Raw genomic sequence first — 18,153 nt, forward strand, 5'->3', positions numbered from 1 at the left:
CATTGGGACTTACTGCGTGACACACTTGATTGTTAGGGAATTCCGGCTTCCTGCAGCGCGATCAGCGCTCGGTAGCCGATGACTCAGGGGGATAGGGACAACAGCCATTCCCCGCGCCGTTTTGAGTGTTTCAACGAGGGGGAACTGTTAGTGGTTATTTGGCGTGCAAAAAAGAGCTTTGGCTCGGGTGTGGGTAACAATTCGAGGCAACGGCGCGTGGTGCGCCTGCTCGCGCTTGCTGCGGCAGCGGTGATTGGCGTTTCGGGTCTCGCTCCCGCGGCGCCCGCTGAGGCTGCGAACAGTGTGGCAGCTGGCATCATCCGTGTCGATGCGCCAAACCCGGTTTCGTACATCTATTTGAACAGCGACTATACCCAGCAGTACACCTCCCGCACGCTCGGGGGAAACGCCTTCTACCAGAATGGCGGCCCGCCGTCGGCGTACCCCGTCGTCGTTGACCTCGCAACGGGCGCCAACCTGACACGCTCCACGGGAACGCGCACCTTCGGAGGCACCGGGACCATTACAGATCCGTTCTGGCTCGAGACCTCAGGTGCGATGGTGTCTCCCCAGAACACGCTCGTTCTGACGCAAAGACTGAGCCATGTGCCAGGTACCGAGTACATGCGCAATGACATCAGCATCACAAATAACGGTGCTGCGACAAGGTCCCTGCAGTTTGGACAGTTTGGTGACTGTTACTTCAACGGCAGCGACTCCGGAACGTCGAACGTCGAGCCCGGCAAGATGGTGCAGTGCATCAAGGGCGACAAAGCGATGTCACTCATCGACAGTTCAGGCGGGGCAGTGTTCGCGGGCGGCTACTTCGGCGGCGTTCGTTTCGCTGTACAGTCACCACTTGTTGGCACTGCGAACGCTGATAAGTGCTGGGTCTCCAGCGCCACGATCGGTTCATGTGCGGTCAACGTTGATAACGGTTTTGGCATGGCTTGGGCTACAGACATTGCGCCGGGGGAAACCGCCGTTCGCACCGCTTACCTCAGCTACACGCAGGATCTCGCCTTCGTTGATCTCGTTCCCGGCTCGTCGGTCAGCACAAACCAGGCCTCTATCGGCGAAACCGTGAAGTACACCCTCTCGCTGCGCAATGCTGGGCCGACACCGCGCGCAACAACGAGCTCGCGTTTGCGCTGCCCGCTGGCTTGGCTTTTGAAGAGGCGACTGGCGATGGCGCATACGACGCCGTCGCAGGTGCGTGGAAGATCCCGACTCTGGCTGCGGGAGAAACCGCGAGTATCACCATTTCCGCTCGAGCCGAGGAGCCAGGCGTACATACGACGCAGGTGACCGCGACCTCTTCCGATGGAATCGACTCCAATGCGTGCCAGGTCACTGGCACCTGTGGTGAGCCACTCTCCGTCACGGTACTCGCGACCGGCACCGCTGCGAAGAGTCAGATTGCGGCGGCTCCCGCCACGGTCACAGCTGACGGCGAGAGCGCTTCAACGATCACCGTGACCGCGTTTGATGCTGCGGGCGAGCGCATCAACATTGGTGGCGCGAAGGTCGAACTCGTGAGTGATTTTGGTACTGTCAGCGAAGTTGTGGACAACAAAGACGGCACCTACACGGCCACGATCACGTCGACGGTGGCAGGAACAGCCACCATCGGCTTCACACTGAATAACGTGGCAGCCACCCCCAAGGCGACGGTTGCCTTCGTTGCCGGCGCTGTTGATCCTGAAAACGCAGACACCAAATACTCGGTGTCTGAGAACGAGATCACCGTGGGCGAGGGATCGCACACTGTCACAGTGAAGCTTGTTGACCGCTACGGCAACCCGGTGCTCGGTCAGGCTGCGGGCCTTCGTGCGTCAACCGAAGACGACCTTGGTGGCGGGGATATCACCGATTTTGTCCCGACGAGCACGCCGGGCGAATACACAGCAGCGGTGACCTCGACTCTTGCCGGATCGAAGGCAATCACCGTGACGCGTGGCGGGGAACCGGGCGAAGCCGTTGCCCTGAGCGGTAACGGAGTGGCGCGGTTTGTTGCGGGCGCACCAAGCGCCGCAAGCACGGGGACAAAGTACGCGGTGTCGACGGGCGACGCTTCGGTCGCTGGTGGATCACACACGATCACCCTAACGGTGGCCGATGCGTTCGGTAATCCGGTGTCGGGTCAGGCTGCGAAGCTTGGTGCGGCGACCACGGACGCGTTGGGTACTGGCGAGGTTTCGGTGTTCACGGAGTCTGCGACTCCGGGCACGTATACGGCGACGGTGACGTCGACGGTTGCTGGTGAGAAGGCGATCACGGCCACGTTTGATGGTGGTGCGGTGAGGCTTGCGGGTAATGGCGCGGCGAAGTTTGTTTCGTCGGGTGTGAGCCTTGCGAATCCGGGGACGAGTTACGCGGTTTCTGGTGGTGAGGTGTCGGTTGCTGGTGGTTCGCACACGGTGACGGTGAAGCTTGCTGACGAGTTCGGGAACCCGGTTTCTGGGAAGTCGGCGGAGCTTGAAGCTGCGACTGAGAATGCTCTCGGAACTGGTCGGGTGACCGGGTTTGCTGAGACCGGGACGGCTGGCACGTATACGGCGACGGTGACGTCTTCGGTGTCGGGTGGCAAGGTCGTGACGGTCACCTTTGGTGGTGACGAGGTCACGCTTGACGGGAACGACACGGCGGAGTTCATTTCTGGTGGTGTTTCGGTTGATAACGCTGGCACGAGCTATGCGGTATCGACGGGCAACCAGGAGGTTGGTTCTGGCTCGCACGTGGTGACGGTGAAGCTGACTGATGCTGACAATAACCCGGTTGTTGGGCAGTCGGCGGGGCTGAAGGCCACGACGGTTGACGCGCTGGGTGATGGTGGTATCACTGATTTCGTTGAGTCGGGCACGCCGGGTACGTATACGGCGACGGTGACGTCAACGGTGTCGGGTACGAAAGCGATCCAGGTCGCGTTCGGTGGTGACGCGGTGACGCTTGACGGCAACCGGAACGCAGTGTTTGTTGCTGCTGGTGTTGATGTTTCGGGCACGGGCACAAGCTATGCGGTGTCGACGGGTGATCAGGTTGCTGGTTCCGGGTCGCATACGGTGACGGTGAAGCTGGTTGACGAGTTCGGGAACGCTGTTCCTGGTGTCGAGGCGAAGCTTGCTGCTGCGACCGAGGATGCGCTCGGAACGGGTGAGGTCGGCGACTTCACCGAGACGGAGACTGCGGGCACGTACACGGCTGAGGTGACGTCCACGGTGGTTGGTGATAAGGCCATCACGGTGACGTTTGATGGCGCGCTGGTGACGCTTGACGGGAACGACACGGCGGTGTTTGTTGCTGCTGCGGTGAGCACGGCGAATGCTGGCACGAGCTATGTGGTCTCTCCGGGTGATCAGGTTGCTGGTTCCGGGTCGCATACGGTGACGGTGAAGCTGGCTGATGAGTTTGGGAACCCGGTTCCGGGGCAGGCTTCGAAGCTTGAGGCTTCGACCGAGGATGCGCTGGGTGCTGGCGGTGTCACTGATGTTGTTGAGAGTGGCACGCCGGGCACGTACACGGCGACGGTGACCTCGACGGTGTCGGGTGACAAGGTGATGACGGTCCTGTTTGACGGTGCTGCTGTCAGGCTTGACGGGAACGGCACGGCTGTCTTCATTGCGGCGGGAGTGAACGTTTCACACGCTGGCACGCAGTATGCGGTGTCGACGGGTGAAGAGGTTGCAGGATCCGGGTCGCACACGGTGACGGTGAAGCTGGTGGACGAGTTCGGGAACGCGGTTCCTGGGCAGGCTACGAGTCTTATGGCTGACACCGAAGATGATCTGGGCGACGGTGTGATTGCGTCTTTCGTTGAGTCTGCTACTCCTGGTACGTATACGGCGGCTGTGTCTTCGACCGTGACGGGTGTGAAGGCGTTGACGGTGACGGCGAATGGCGCCAGTGTTCGGCTTGAAGGCAATGGTGAGGCAGTGTTTGTTGCTGCTGCTGTTGATGTTTCGCAGCCGGGTACGCAGTATGCGGTGTCGACGGGTACGCGGGTTGTGGGATCCGGGTCGCATTCGGTGACGGTGAAGCTGGTTGACGGTTTTGGGAACCCGGTTCCGGGGCAGGCTTCGAAGCTTGCTGCGGCGACCACGGATGAGCTGGGCACGGGTGAGTTCACGGTGTTTAGTGAGTCTGCGGTTCCTGGTACGTATACGGCGGCGGTGACGTCGACGGTTGCTGGTGAGAAGACGATCACGGTTCAGTACAACAGCAAGACGGTCACGCTGCAGGGCAACGGGATCGCCGAATTCGTTGCCGCTGACGTGAATCTGGCAGCCGAGGGCACCAACTATGAGGTGTCGACGGGTGAGGTGTCTGTCGCGGGCGGTTCGCACACTGTCACTGCCAAGCTGGTGGACGAGTTCGGTAATCCGGTGTCGGGTCAGGCTGCGAAGCTTGGTGCGGCGACCACGGACGCGTTGGGTACTGGCGAGGTTTCGGTGTTCACGGAGTCTGCGACTCCGGGCACGTATACGGCGACGGTGACGTCGACGGTTGCTGGTGAGAAGGCGATCACGGCCACGTTTGATGGTGGTGCGGTGAGGCTTGCGGGTAATGGCGCGGCGAAGTTTGTTTCGTCGGGTGTGAGCCTTGCGAATCCGGGGACGAGTTACGCGGTTTCTGGTGGTGAGGTGTCGGTTGCTGGTGGTTCGCACACGGTGACGGTGAAGCTTGCTGACGAGTTCGGGAACCCGGTTTCTGGGAAGTCGGCGGAGCTTGAAGCTGCGACTGAGAATGCTCTCGGAACTGGTCGGGTGACCGGGTTTGCTGAGACCGGGACGGCTGGCACGTATACGGCGACGGTGACGTCTTCGGTGTCGGGTGGCAAGGTCGTGACGGTCACCTTTGGTGGTGACGAGGTCACGCTTGACGGGAACGACACGGCGGAGTTCATTTCTGGTGGTGTTTCGGTTGATAACGCTGGCACGAGCTATGCGGTATCGACGGGCAACCAGGAGGTTGGTTCTGGCTCGCACGTGGTGACGGTGAAGCTGACTGATGCTGACAATAACCCGGTTGTTGGGCAGTCGGCGGGGCTGAAGGCCACGACGGTTGACGCGCTGGGTGATGGTGGTATCACTGATTTCGTTGAGTCGGGCACGCCGGGTACGTATACGGCGACGGTGACGTCAACGGTGTCGGGTACGAAAGCGATCCAGGTCGCGTTCGGTGGTGACGCGGTGACGCTTGACGGCAACCGGAACGCAGTGTTTGTTGCTGCTGGTGTTGATGTTTCGGGCACGGGCACAAGCTATGCGGTGTCGACGGGTGATCAGGTTGCTGGTTCCGGGTCGCATACGGTGACGGTGAAGCTGGTTGACGAGTTCGGGAACGCTGTTCCTGGTGTCGAGGCGAAGCTTGCTGCTGCGACCGAGGATGCGCTCGGAACGGGTGAGGTCGGCGACTTCACCGAGACGGAGACTGCGGGCACGTACACGGCTGAGGTGACGTCCACGGTGGTTGGTGATAAGGCCATCACGGTGACGTTTGATGGCGCGCTGGTGACGCTTGACGGGAACGACACGGCGGTGTTTGTTGCTGCTGCGGTGAGCACGGCGAATGCTGGCACGAGCTATGTGGTCTCTCCGGGTGATCAGGTTGCTGGTTCCGGGTCGCATACGGTGACGGTGAAGCTGGCTGATGAGTTTGGGAACCCGGTTCCGGGGCAGGCTTCGAAGCTTGAGGCTTCGACCGAGGATGCGCTGGGTGCTGGCGGTGTCACTGATGTTGTTGAGAGTGGCACGCCGGGCACGTACACGGCGACGGTGACCTCGACGGTGTCGGGTGACAAGGTGATGACGGTCCTGTTTGACGGTGCTGCTGTCAGGCTTGACGGGAACGGCACGGCTGTCTTCATTGCGGCGGGAGTGAACGTTTCACACGCTGGCACGCAGTATGCGGTGTCGACGGGTGAAGAGGTTGCAGGATCCGGGTCGCACACGGTGACGGTGAAGCTGGTGGACGAGTTCGGGAACGCGGTTCCTGGGCAGGCTACGAGTCTTATGGCTGACACCGAAGATGATCTGGGCGACGGTGTGATTGCGTCTTTCGTTGAGTCTGCTACTCCTGGTACGTATACGGCGGCTGTGTCTTCGACCGTGACGGGTGTGAAGGCGTTGACGGTGACGGCGAATGGCGCCAGTGTTCGGCTTGAAGGCAATGGTGAGGCAGTGTTTGTTGCTGCTGCTGTTGATGTTTCGCAGCCGGGTACGCAGTATGCGGTGTCGACGGGTACGCGGGTTGTGGGATCCGGGTCGCATTCGGTGACGGTGAAGCTGGTTGACGGTTTTGGGAACCCGGTTCCGGGGCAGGCTTCGAAGCTTGCTGCGGCGACCACGGATGAGCTGGGCACGGGTGAGTTCACGGTGTTTAGTGAGTCTGCGGTTCCTGGTACGTATACGGCGGCGGTGACGTCGACGGTTGCTGGTGAGAAGACGATCACGGTTCAGTACAACAGCAAGACGGTCACGCTGCAGGGCAACGGGATCGCCGAATTCGTTGCCGCTGACGTTGACGTCAAGAATCCGGGCACCGCATACACGGTGTCGACGGGCGAAGAGGTTGCCGGTTCAGGATCGCATACGGTTACGGTGAAGCTGGCTGACGCGTTCGGCAACCCGGTTCCGGGTCAGGCTGCGAAGCTTGCTGCCGCGGCTGCAGATTCTCTCGGTGATGGTGTGATCTCTTCCTTCGAGGAGACCGATCCTGGCAGCTATGCTGCGACGATCACCTCGAGCCGTTCGGGTGCGAAGCCGATCTCCGTCTCCTACTTCGGGGAGGCGCTGAAGGCCAACGGCAACGCTGATGCAGTCTTCGTCGAGGGTGCGTTCGACTCCGCGAACACGACGATCACGGTAACCCCCGCATCTCTGCCGACGGCAAGGATACGGGCATCATCACCGTGTCACTGTTTGATGCGCTCGGAAACCCCATCACCGCTGAGATGCCGCTCACGATTAGCAGCTCCATCGGCGAGGTCTCGGGTCTCACCTATCTGGGTGACGGTGTCTACACGGCGCAGCTGCGCTCGACGACGCCCGGCATTGCGGTGATCACTGCAGCGCTTGACGGTGAGGCGGTTGACGCGATGGCTGAGATTGAGCTCATCAACCGGATCCCACCGACCGCGCCGGTGCTCGATCCGAGCGACGGCAAGACCGTGACCGGCTGCGCCGCTCCCGGATCCACCGTGACGGTCCGCGATGCCGAGGGCAACGTTATTGGCACCGCGGTTGCGGGTGACGACTGCCGCTTCGAGATCGAGCTCAATCCAGAGCAGAAGCCCGGATCCTCCATCACGGTCACCGCGACTGATCGTGACGGCAACGAGTCGATCGCGACGGAGCTGCGTTCGGGGCTCATCACACTGGAGCTCGGTTCAGCAAGCCTGCACCCGGGTGAGACGCAGGTCGCTACGGGCCACTTCTTCCAGCCGGGAGAAAAGGTCACCGCGGTGCTGCGCTCCACGCCCGTCACTATTGGCGAGGAGACTGCGGATGCGAACGGTGACGTGCGCTTCGAGTTCGCGGTCCCGACTGACATTGAGCTGGGTGAGCACTCAGTAACCCTGAGCGGTGATTTCAGCGGGGATGTGCGTCAGACCTTCCAGGTCACGGCGGCTCCGGGGCTTGCGATTACCGGCGGCCAGTCGATGCTGCTGCTTGGCGGAGCCGCGATCCTGATCCTCGCAGTTGGCGGCGCGCTCGTTGTTGTCGCCCGGCGGCGCAGGGCTTCGGAGTAACATCTCAAACAATGTCTGTTCCGCTGGCTGAGCGAGGCACGCTTCGCTCAGCCAGCGGATCAACGAACGATCGAGGGGAAATCATGGGGAAATTGAGAATTGCCGCGGCAGGATCATCTGTGGGGGTTGCGCTGGTCTTGGCGCTCACGCTTTCTGCCTGCCAGGGCGGAGGAGTCTCTGTTGAGGGCGTGCCTGAGCAGGTGAAGACGGTGCCGGGGGAGGTATCGAATACGGCCTCTGCTGATGATTCGAACTGGTCGTTCACGGTGACGGTTGAAGACAAGAAGACGCAAGAAGAAGCTGTGACGCGACTGACCGATGCCGGATTCCGGGAGCTCGGGCAGAGCGAGACGAGTTCGGGTAAGACGATTGCGCTCACGAACGACAAGGAGAAGGTCAACGTCACCTTGCTCCTCACGCAGCAGGATGGCAAGTTCCAGGTCGTTTACAACATTGTGAAGCTGTAGGCCCGAACGTCGATGCTGCCTCTTCCCAGTGATCTTCAGAGTTGGAGCGGGTACAGTAAGACATTGTGCTGAGTGAGCTAGAACAATTCTCAACGATCTCCCTGTACTCGGCGATGATCGTGTACGCGATTGCCTTCGTGTTTTACGCGGTCGATCTCGCGAACCGGAGCGGTGAGGCCCTCGCCGTCCCGGGCGACTCTGTTCCCGGCAAACCGCGCCGGTCGCGTTCACTGCGCATCGGTTTCTCACTCACCGTGGTGGGGTTTGCACTCCATCTCGCGGCAACGATCATGCGCGGGATCGGTGCCGAGCGTGTGCCCTGGGCCAACATGTACGAGTTTGCGCTCACGGCGACCTGCGCGATCGTATTGATCTACTTGTTCGTGCAGTTCTTCGTTGATCTGCGCTTTCTCGGCACGCTCGTCACCGGAATGACACTGCTCTTCCTTGGCGTCACTAAAACGAACTTCTACGTGCCGATCGTGCCGCTGCCGCCAGCTCTTGATTCGCACTGGCTTGTCATTCACATCCTGGTTGCAGTGCTCGCTGTTGGTTTTCTGACGCTCTCCTTTGGCCTGTCGCTGCTGCAGTTGCTGCAGACACGTCGCGAGGCTCAGATGGCGGCGGGGGAGCCGGGCGGCATGCGCTTTCTCGGAAGCCTGCCGGGGGCCGTGCGGCTCGAAGATCTGTCGTACCGCATGGCGATCATCGGTTTTGTGTTCTGGACCTTCACGCTCATTGCGGGATCGATCTGGGCTGAGGCTGCGTGGAGTCGCTACTGGGGTTGGGACACGAAAGAGGTCTGGACGTTTGTGATCTGGGTGCTCTACGCCGGCTTCATCCACGCGCGCGCGACGCGCGGCTGGCGCGGCACCCGCTCAGCGTGGCTGTCGATCATTGCCTACACCGCGGTCGTGTTCAACTTCACGATTGTCAACGTCTTCTTCAAGGGGCTTCACGCCTACTCGGGGCTGTAGACCGCCCGGGCCGGACCAGCCGGTGTCAGGCTGATTGGCTCGCGCCGCTAAGCGAGCGAGAGGAACATCTTTTCGAGCTCTTCAGGGCTTGCGGCGCCCTCTGCTTGTGGATCTTCCAGGCACTGCTGCAGGGCCGTGGAGATGACCAAGAAACCTGCACGGTCGAGTGCTTTGGAGACTGCGGAGAGCTGCTGCACGATGTCCCGGCAGTGGGTGTCGGATTCCACCGCGCTGATCACAGCGGCAAGCTGACCGTGAGCGCGACGGAGGCGGTTGGCGATCTTGCGTTTCGCTTCAGGATCGTGGGTTGCAGCAGCAGCGGTGGTCCCGCTCAGTTCAGACATGGGATCGCTTTCTCTCGAGCTTGAAATTGACACCCGCGACACCCTCGAGAGGGGTGGGCTGTGTCAGGCAGTGGCGTCGGTCCGTAAATACCCCAAGGGTATCATGTGGCCGCGCAGAATGACGGCGGGAATAGATCGTTCGATTCGAGTGAGAATTGCGTCACGATTTCGGTGAAACATGCGGGTTCACCATCATTCGTAAATTTATTTTTCGTTTTGCGTTATTTTTCGGGGTTTCCTTCGTCTTGGTCTATGGAGAGATATTGCACGCCGCTTTTGCACGCCGTGCGTTAACCATAGAGGAGACAATCCATGAGGCTCGGAGAGCACATGAGAAATGCGCGATCGATCGCGTATCGAATAGTCGGCGGCACCCTGGCCGTCATGCTGGTGGCGACGGGCGCAGCGACGCTCGCCCCGAGCGTCGCTCGCGCGGAGGATCCCGCCCCCGTGGGTGGCGCGAGCGACGTGAGCATCGTCGTAACGAGTGACGGTAAGAGCAACGTGCCGGGCGACAAATCGATCACTGATGGCCTCATCGCCGCTGGCAACTCCGCGAAGCTTAACTGGGGTGTCACCCTGAGCGGCGAGAGCAGCGTGACGCTGACCCAGACCCTGCCTGAAGGCTGGGTGTGGAACGCCGCTTCTGTCGACAGCTCCGGAGCAAACCAGCCAACTGGGGCCAACGGCTACACGTCAACATACAAGATCTCTAACTCCTCCCGAGAGCTCGCCGTGACGCTCACCCCTGCTGTTGGGGTGACAGGGCAGCAGCGGATCGAGTTCAGCGGCCTGAGCGCAACCGTGTTGCAGAAGCTGGGAAGCTCGTACGCGCCGTATTCACCGGAGCTCACCGTGCAAGACGGCAATGGGGTTGCGACCGTGCAGTCCGGGCAGACGCTGACCGTCGTGTATCGGGAGCGAGTGAAACTCGACACCGATGGGGGACGCTGCACCGAGACCACCTACGATTTCGGTGCGGGCGCTGTTCCGGCATGTCGCTTTGACCTTACTACCAGCATGTCGGTCATCAATGAGCCCGGCGATATCCCGCTGCAGTGGGATTCTCCCGCCTACGTCACCGCGCGGCTCAAGGTCACCAAGCCCGATGGAAGCAGCGGAAATGAGCTTTTGCAGAAGTTCGCGGTTGTCGCCGGATCGAGCAGCCCGAGCGGTGTTTCTGCGAAGCTGGAAAGCGTCGACCTGACGCAGGGCCTGATCAACTTCTCGATGAGTGGAATGTCTCCGGGAGCGCCGTCTGCGAGCAGTACCTTGAACTTATTCCTGCCGCTCGAAGATGTGCCCTACGCGCCTGACCTCAGGAATATCCGTATGAGTTCAACCAAGACGGAGGGCTCCGACTGGCTGGTGAACGGGAACAGAACCGCTGAGGTGCAGAATGGTTACGATGCCTCTTTTCGCCTCCAAAGGCAGCAAGATTCTGTAGCGAGTAGCGCCGATCTGCAGACGTACTTCGTCGGCGCTACGGCCCCGATGCCTGGGGTGTCAAGCCGAGTTCGGGTCTTCCTGCGCCCACCGGGAAGTTTCAGTAATTCAACGCGGAAGTTCACGTCAGATGCACTGACGAGCCCGAGCTTGATCTACCGTTGGAAGACCGATGAGCTTGTATTGCAGCCGGAGGCGGGGTTCAATTTCACGGCCGAAGGCGTCAAGATTGCGCTGCAGGAAGGCACGGACTATGAAGCCTTCTACACGACCGACGACGCGAGTGTCGCCACCCCAACATGGGTGCCCCGTGCGGAATACACCGGTGACATCAATGATGTGACGGGTTTGCGGCTTGAGTACCTCGCGAACGGAGGCACTTACCAGCCGGGCCCAGGTGATGTAAGCAACACGACGCTGGAAGCCCAGCCGCAGTTCAAAATCACGAAGGCAATTCCTGCGAATGCCGGCCAGTATGACAATTACGAAGTGACCATGAACGGTTCCTTCACCGCGGATTCAGGCCTCACTCTCTCGAAGTCATCAACCCTTGGCTTGGAAAAGGGCAGCGCCAGCTACGGCGTGAAACTCTTCAAGAAGAACACCGTGATGGGCACTGTGAGCCCGGCCACCGCCATCACGGCCGGTGAATCTCTGCAGGCCGTGTTTACCCCCAATATCCAGGTGGGTTTCGAGGGCGAGGATCCTGACAACCGGATCAGCGTCACTCAGGCGACGGCACTCGTGTCTCTCCCCAACAATGTGCTGCCCGAATCAATCGACCTCACGGATCTCGACCCCGCCTGGCGCCTTGACTCCACAGAAGCGGTGTACTCCGGCACGATACTGCGCTTCACGTACCTGCCAGAGGTGACGTTCGGGCACGTAGTGAAGGAGATCAAGATCAACTTCACGACGTCACTTGCGGCTCCTGAAAGCCACCAGATGCGCGTCGAAGCCCGCCTGAACCCGATTCCTCAGCTCAGGTTTACCGGCGTCAGCTGGGCCGCAGCAACCGTGACCGTTAACGAAAACCGTGTGGTGCAGTACGACCAGACCACCACCACACCGACCGTGTGGCGCGGCAACCAGGCGAGCTTCGACATCAGCTGGTACAACACGCTGACGATGTCGCAGGGCAAATCGACCTTCGTTGACGTCTTGCCGTACACCGGCGACTACCGCGGCACGAACACTCACGGCGATGTCAAGCTCGTCTCAGCGACGCTCAAAACCAAACCGGCGGTGGGCGCGACGCTCGAGATCACCACAGACAAGACGATTCGTACCCTGCTTGGTACCGCCCCGCCGGTAGACAAGGTGACGTGGATCGCGTACGACCAGGCTACGCCTGAGCAGCTCGCTTCGGCGACCGCCGTCCGCGTATCGCTCGCAAACTTCGTTTCGGGGCCCGACAGCCTCGGCTCGTTGAACCTCCTCTTCAACACCACCGATATGCGCAACGGCGACAAGATCCGCAACACCCTTTCAGCCAGCCTGAACGGTGGCGCCTCGAGTCTTGCGCAGGCCGAGCCGGTCGAGGTCGTTGTGCACGATGACACCGTCAACGGCTTCGTTTGGAACGACGAGGATGGCGACGGTGTGCGGAGCGAAAGCGACGCACCGATCGCGAGTGTCACCGTCAACCTCCTCTCCGGAGGCAAGATCGTGGAAACCACGAAGACGAACGCTGATGGCGAATACGTGTTCGCCGACCAGGAAGCGGGCGAATACACGCTCGAGGTTGACACCGACACCCTGCCTGCGACGACCGGCGAATGGATGAGCACCTACTCATCCAGCGGAAACACCATCCATGTTGCCGCAGGAACTCCGCTCGAGGAGCAGGACTTCGGCTTCCGCAATCAGCTCCCCGCACTGACCGTTGACGTCACCGGCAAGGCACCCGGCACGGTTGCTGCCGGCGAACACGTGAACTGGGAGGCGACGATCACGAACACCGGCAACACATCGCTCACCGACGTGAACCTCGCGAGCACGCTTGACGGCTTCGCGGGTGTCGGCGAGATTGTGTGGCCCGATCCTGCAGCTCCCGGCACGCTCGCTCCAGGCGAGTCGGTGAAGATCCAGGCGACCTCACCGCTCACGCATGCGCAGATCGATGCCGGCGTGGTGAAGGCCCCGGTTACCGCGGCAGGCACCTCCGATGTGCCCGCCCGCGTCAACACTGACACCGCCACCGGCAGTGTGACACTGAAGGGCTCACCTGCCCTCGACATCACGGTCGCGGCCGGACTCGATAACGGTGGACAGACCGTGCGCCCCGGCGACAAGGTCACCGTCACCGTCGAGGTCACCAACACCGGCAACCAGACGATCACCGGCACGGAGATCACGAGCCCGACCGGCGGCATGTCAGACATCACGATTGATAGCTGGCCTGGCGACGAGAAGGGGCTGCTCCCCGGCGAATCCGTCACCGGTACGGCGACTGTCACCGTGACGCAGAAAGACATCGATGCGGGCAAGATCACGATCGATGCTGCAACCTCGGGCACCACGCCCAAGGGTGACAAGGTAACGGACACCGATTCGACCACGGTGAGCCTCACCGGTGCGCCGACGATTGCGCTGGCCATGACCGACAAGCTGGATCCCGCAAAGGCCGAAATCGGGTACACGATCACGGCGACCAACACGGGCAACCAGACGCTCGATGGGGTGACCCTGTCGCACGATCCTGCGGCGAAGGTCACCGTGAAGTGGCCCGGCAAGGCCGGCGTGCTCGCACCGGGAGAGGTCGCAACCGCAACCGCGGTGGTGCCCGTCGCCAATGCGATGCGTGGCACCACGGTTTCCGCGACTGCGGCAACCAGCGGCACCACCCCCAGGGCACCAAGGTGCAGGCGACGGCGGCAACCCAGACACCGATCCCCGCAAAGGTCACCGGCCTGGTGTGGGACGACGTCAACGGCAACGGTGTGCGTGACGCTGGCGAACCCCCACTCGCCGGAGTCTCCGTCGAGCTGTTGCAGAACAGCAAAGTTGTTGAGACGGTGAAGACCGGCAAGGACGGCGTGTACACGTTCGCGGGGATCTACGTGGACGAGTACGCACTGCGCGTGGACGAGAGCAGCCTGCCCGAGACCACGGGCGAATGGATGGACACCTCCTTTGACGCAGGCACGCCGGCTGGATCGGGTGGACCGCACGACTTCGGCTTCCGCAACCAGATCCCAGGCCTGAGCCTGCAGGTTGAAGGTAATGCACCCGACACGGTCGCGGCCGGTGAGCTGGTCACCTGGAATGTGACGCTGACCAACAGCGGCAACGTTGATCTCAGCATGATCGACGTGGTGAGTGAGTTGCAGGAGTCGGGTGACTACGAATACGTGGTGACTCCGGATCCTGGTGCCATGAACCACCTGGCGCCGGGCGCAAGCGTGCAGCTGAGCGCAACGTCTCCGCTGACCCAGGAGGTCATCGACGCGGGCGAAGCGACCAACCCGGTCACCGCGTCGGGCTACTCCCAGGTGCCGGATCGCATCAACACGGTCGAAGAGGAAGGCGTCGTCACGCTGGCCGTGACACCCCGCCTCGATCTGAGCGTGGGCGGCGCGCTCGATAACGACGCCGACACCACTCGCCCGGGCGACAAAGTCACCGTTGAGATCGTCATCTCCAACACCGGCAATCAGACGATCACCGGAGCAGAGATCACGAGCCCGACCGACGGCATGTCAGACATCACGATTGATGGCTGGCCTGGCGACGAGAAGGTGCTGCTTCCCGGTCAGTCCGTCACCGGCACTGCCACCGTCACTGTCACGCAAGACGACATTGATGCGGGCAAGATCAGCGTCGATGCGGTCACCAGCGGCACCTCGCCGAAGGGCAGTGCCGTGACACAGGACGGATCCACCACGGTTGATCTGGTGAGCGCACCGACCATCGACCTCGCAATGACGAGCGAGCTGGATCCTGCGGGCGACGCGATCCTGTACAGCCTGAGCTCCACCAACACCGGCAACCAGACGCTCGAGGATGTGGCCCTGTCACACTCTCTCGCTTCTGAGCTGACGGTGGCGTGGCCGGGCAAGGATGGCATGCTCGCACCGGGTGAGACGGCCACGGTTGAGTTGCGTGTGCCCTTCACTGATGCGATGCGCGGCACCGATGTGCTCGCGACCGCGCTCAGCGAAGGCACCACCCGGCTCGGCGTGGCGGTGAACGCTACGGCCTCCACCAGCAACACTGTTCCGGCCGTGTTCGTGCCGGATGAGAAGACGGTGCCGCAGGTGAAACCGGCACCCGAGCTCGTTGAGGGTCCACAGGGCCTCCTCGCGGTCACGGGTGCGGTGGGAGCCGTCGGGGTGGGTGTGCTTGGCAGCATGTTGCTCCTCGCTGGCGCAATCCTGGCGCTCAGGAAGCGGCGTCAGGACGCGTAGCGGTCGCACCCCGCCGGCGGAGTGTGCGCGCTCAACCGGCGGGGTGTGACCCCATAAGCTCGCGCAGCGTTGCTTATTCCCCCTCTAGCACGCTGCGCGATAGACACGAGCGCCAATGGCGGTCTCGCGTCTCCAAGAAAGCTCCCGCTGGATGTCGCCCCCCAGGCTATCCAGCGGGAGTTTTCTTGGTTTGCCCGGAGAGCGGGCGAAGGTTGTTGGGAGCGCGCGCCCAGCACTGACAATGCGATTCACCGGCACTATTTCGACAAGAACGCATGTGACTTGACTGAGTGCTGAGTGCAGAGTGCTTGCCGATATTGGGCTGTATCTTCCGCACGAACAAGAGTCCGGCTAAAGGTCGACCCCTTGTTCGTGCGCGACGCTCCAAAGCGTGAGCTTTCCGGAAGGCAAAGCGGCGCCTCTCTTTGAAGACTGGGCAGACGATGTCGATGATGACGTATTTGAGGCGATGAGCAAACGCTCGGAGGAAGCCTCGAATGTCGTGAGCTATCCAGTGTTTTCGTGGGAGGCGTCGCGTTTCACACCGTTCTCCCCAGGAACAAGTGATTACAAGGAATGGTCAGAAACCATCACCCCTAAGGCATTGACAGAGCTGCGCCACGTTGAGAATCCGGTGGTTTTGTTCATAGGACACTCGAATGGATGGCCAAATCACCCTGCGCCCCCACGTCATCCTGCGGCCGCGTAGCGGATCGCAGGATCCTCCCCTCCCAGCCTGCCTCGCCCATAGGAGTGCTGTCAGACAGCGAGGATTCTGCGACTGCGCGCAGAATGACGGGGAAGGATGCGGGCGGCGTGAAGGGCATCGAGTGTTGTGGGTGTGGCGACCGTTCAGAACGGGTGGTCCCGGTCTGCCTCTTCGGGGTTTGGTTCGGGTTCGCGGCTTCCGTAGTGTTGGAATCTGACGGTGCTGGGTGGGGGTTCACGGTAGTCGCGCCTGGTTGGGCTCGCCCAGTTCAGGGTGCCGTCGGGATCTTGCGTCACGGTCCATTTGCTGTGGTGCTTAAAGGTGTGGTGTCTGCGACAGAGATGAGCCGTATTGGTGTTTGAGGTTTCCCCGCCGAGTGCAGCATCAATCGTGTGGTCGATGTCACACAGGTCGAGTGGGGTGCGGCAGCCGGGGTAGCGACAGTGCTGGTCTCTGGCTCTCAAGAATCTTCGGAGTTTTGCTGAGGGCCGGTACGTGTCGACTTTGATCACCCGCCCGGTATCGGGGTCGATGGTGACGTCGTCCCAGGTGGGGGTGGTGCTGGCGAGGAACCTTGCGGTGGCGGTATCGATCGGGCCGTGCCCGGCGAGGGATGCGGGAGCGGGACGGGGGTCCTGAGTGGTGTGCGCGTCCGGAGTGTTCCCCGTGCCGGAGTGGTTTGGGGTGAGGCCTGCCCGTGGGGTGAGGCGTGAGCGTGGGGTGATGCGTGAGCGTGGGGTGATGACCTGGACTCGTGCCCTGATCGCGCCGAGTCCGGTCTCGCCGCTCGCGGCGGTCTCGCTGGGGTCTGCGCAGAGCAGCATGTCGGTGAAGAGGTCCGCGCGGATCTGCCCCAGGCCACGCACCGGCAGCACCTCAGTGTCTGGATCAACGTCGGTGTCGGTATCAGCCCCGGTGTTGGTGTGTTGTTGCTGGTCGCGCCGGTCGGCGATCTCTTTGAGTTTCACCCGCTTCGCCATCTGGTTGAGACGGTCCTTGATACCGACCGCGATGGGGGTGGAAAGGATCGCGGTGAGTTGTGACATGCCGTCGTCGAGTTCTTGGACATACACGCAGCGGAGCTCGTTCGCGTCCCGGTGTCGTTCATCGATGGGTTTCTCGGTGTATTGTTCCGCGAGTTCACGCAGTAGGGGCGGAGCCTGCCGATGGTTTCTCGTTCCGCGATGTCTAACGCGATGGTTTCATAGCTGCTGCGTTGGGTGGGGTTGGTGATGTTGGTGCCGCAGTCGATGATGGTGCGGGCGTGGGGGTGGGAGATGCGCCCGGTAAGGAGTGCATCGTGTGTGTTTGGGTAGTCCGTGACGAGGGTGACGGCGTGGTTGATCTTGATGGTCATGGCGCGGTCTGATTCGTGGACGGCGAGGCCGAGTTCTGCTGCGACGGCGCGGTGTGCGAACTCGCCGTGATCCTGCCCGCCGTCTGCGTCTGCGATGCGGTGCGCGATCTGGTGTCCGGCCGCGAGCACGGTCGCTTCGAGGGCGTGGAGGGCGTGGATGTTGGAGCGGAGGGAGACGAGGAGGTCGGTGGTGGCGGAGAGTGCGTCGTAGGGGTCGATCGTGGTGACCGCGTCCACCAGCGCGGCAGCACCGGCAGCACCGGCAGCAGCACCGGCAGCAGCGCCGGTATGGGGCGCTGCGCCTGGCGGGGTGGATGTGGTGGTGAACATGGTTTCATTCAACACGGGACCTCCGACATTCATGGCCGGAAAACCGCAGAAACGGGCCGATCTGAGGAAGATTCTTGAACAAAGAACGAGACGGAATGTTGTGGGGGATCGTGTTTGCCGCGGACCGCGGGGTGTGCATCTGTGGAGAGCGTGGGTTATCCACAAGAGGGGGTGTGTTGACGCGAGGATCCTGCGACTCCTTCGGAGCGCAGGATGACGGTTGGGGTGGCGGCCTCGTCGGGTGAGTGCAGCGAGCGCTGTACTGAGCTTGTCGAAGTATCGAAATCCCGGGGCCGGGGTGATTTCGACTCACTGCGTTCACTCAATCGGCGGTGGGCCGCGCCGCTGCCCCGCTGGTGCCGGG

11 protein-coding genes are annotated in these 18,153 nt (G+C 61.8%); 8 read left to right on the forward strand and 3 right to left on the reverse strand.

Annotated features, from left to right (window positions below; all coding sequences use genetic code 11):
* Positions 1–150: 150 nt before the first annotated feature.
* The 5 genes from G7067_RS04345 (at position 151) to ccsB (ending at position 9,194) form a co-directional block, all read left to right on the forward strand.
* Complete coding sequence (locus tag G7067_RS04345) at positions 151–1,308, forward strand: hypothetical protein (RefSeq protein ID WP_166322265.1); 1,158 nt, start codon at positions 151–153, stop codon at positions 1,306–1,308.
* Positions 1,305–7,061, forward strand: a complete 5,757-nt coding sequence (locus tag G7067_RS04350) for an invasin domain 3-containing protein (protein WP_166322267.1) — start codon at positions 1,305–1,307, stop codon at positions 7,059–7,061. The genes G7067_RS04345 and G7067_RS04350 overlap by 4 nt, the downstream gene beginning before the upstream one ends.
* Positions 6,953–7,750, forward strand: a complete 798-nt coding sequence (locus G7067_RS04355; RefSeq protein ID WP_166322268.1) for an Ig-like domain-containing protein — start codon at positions 6,953–6,955, stop codon at positions 7,748–7,750. Before G7067_RS04350 ends, G7067_RS04355 begins: the two co-directional genes overlap by 109 nt.
* Positions 7,751–7,833: 83 nt before the next feature.
* Positions 7,834–8,217, forward strand: coding sequence for a hypothetical protein (locus G7067_RS04360; protein ID WP_166322270.1), 384 nt, complete (start codon positions 7,834–7,836; stop codon positions 8,215–8,217).
* 65 nt (positions 8,218–8,282) lie between these two features.
* Complete coding sequence (ccsB, locus tag G7067_RS04365; protein WP_425280693.1) at positions 8,283–9,194, forward strand: c-type cytochrome biogenesis protein CcsB; 912 nt, start codon at positions 8,283–8,285, stop codon at positions 9,192–9,194.
* Positions 9,195–9,241: 47 nt separating this feature from the next.
* Here ccsB and G7067_RS04370 read toward each other — a convergent pair whose 3' ends face one another.
* Positions 9,242–9,538: a metal-sensitive transcriptional regulator gene (locus G7067_RS04370; protein ID WP_166322272.1), complete on the reverse strand. Its 297-nt coding sequence runs from the start codon at positions 9,536–9,538 to the stop codon at positions 9,242–9,244.
* 330 nt (positions 9,539–9,868) lie between these two features.
* Between G7067_RS04370 and G7067_RS04375 the strand changes: the two genes are divergently transcribed.
* The 3 genes from G7067_RS04375 to G7067_RS04380 all read left to right on the forward strand — a co-directional run bounded on the left by G7067_RS04375 (position 9,869) and on the right by G7067_RS04380 (position 16,102).
* The gene (locus tag G7067_RS04375) at positions 9,869–14,005 is read left to right on the forward strand and encodes a DUF7507 domain-containing protein (RefSeq protein WP_166322274.1); all 4,137 of its coding nucleotides are present in this window, start codon (positions 9,869–9,871) and stop codon (positions 14,003–14,005) included.
* Complete coding sequence (locus G7067_RS14085; RefSeq protein WP_244301328.1) at positions 13,927–15,393, forward strand: DUF7507 domain-containing protein; 1,467 nt, start codon at positions 13,927–13,929, stop codon at positions 15,391–15,393. Before G7067_RS04375 ends, G7067_RS14085 begins: the two co-directional genes overlap by 79 nt.
* A gap of 391 nt (positions 15,394–15,784) precedes the next feature.
* Positions 15,785–16,102, forward strand: coding sequence for a hypothetical protein (locus G7067_RS04380; protein WP_166322276.1), 318 nt, complete (start codon positions 15,785–15,787; stop codon positions 16,100–16,102).
* 143 nt (positions 16,103–16,245) lie between these two features.
* Here the strand turns inward: G7067_RS04380 and G7067_RS04385 are convergent, their stop codons facing one another.
* Positions 16,246–17,148, reverse strand: a complete 903-nt coding sequence (locus G7067_RS04385; protein WP_166322278.1) for an HNH endonuclease — start codon at positions 17,146–17,148, stop codon at positions 16,246–16,248.
* Positions 17,067–17,789, reverse strand: coding sequence for a 13E12 repeat family protein (locus G7067_RS04390; protein ID WP_166322280.1), 723 nt, complete (start codon positions 17,787–17,789; stop codon positions 17,067–17,069). Before G7067_RS04390 ends, G7067_RS04385 begins: the two co-directional genes overlap by 82 nt.
* Positions 17,790–18,153 lie beyond the last annotated feature (364 nt).

The organism is Leucobacter insecticola, assembly GCF_011382965.1.
Lineage (GTDB): Bacteria > Actinomycetota > Actinomycetes > Actinomycetales > Microbacteriaceae > Leucobacter > Leucobacter insecticola.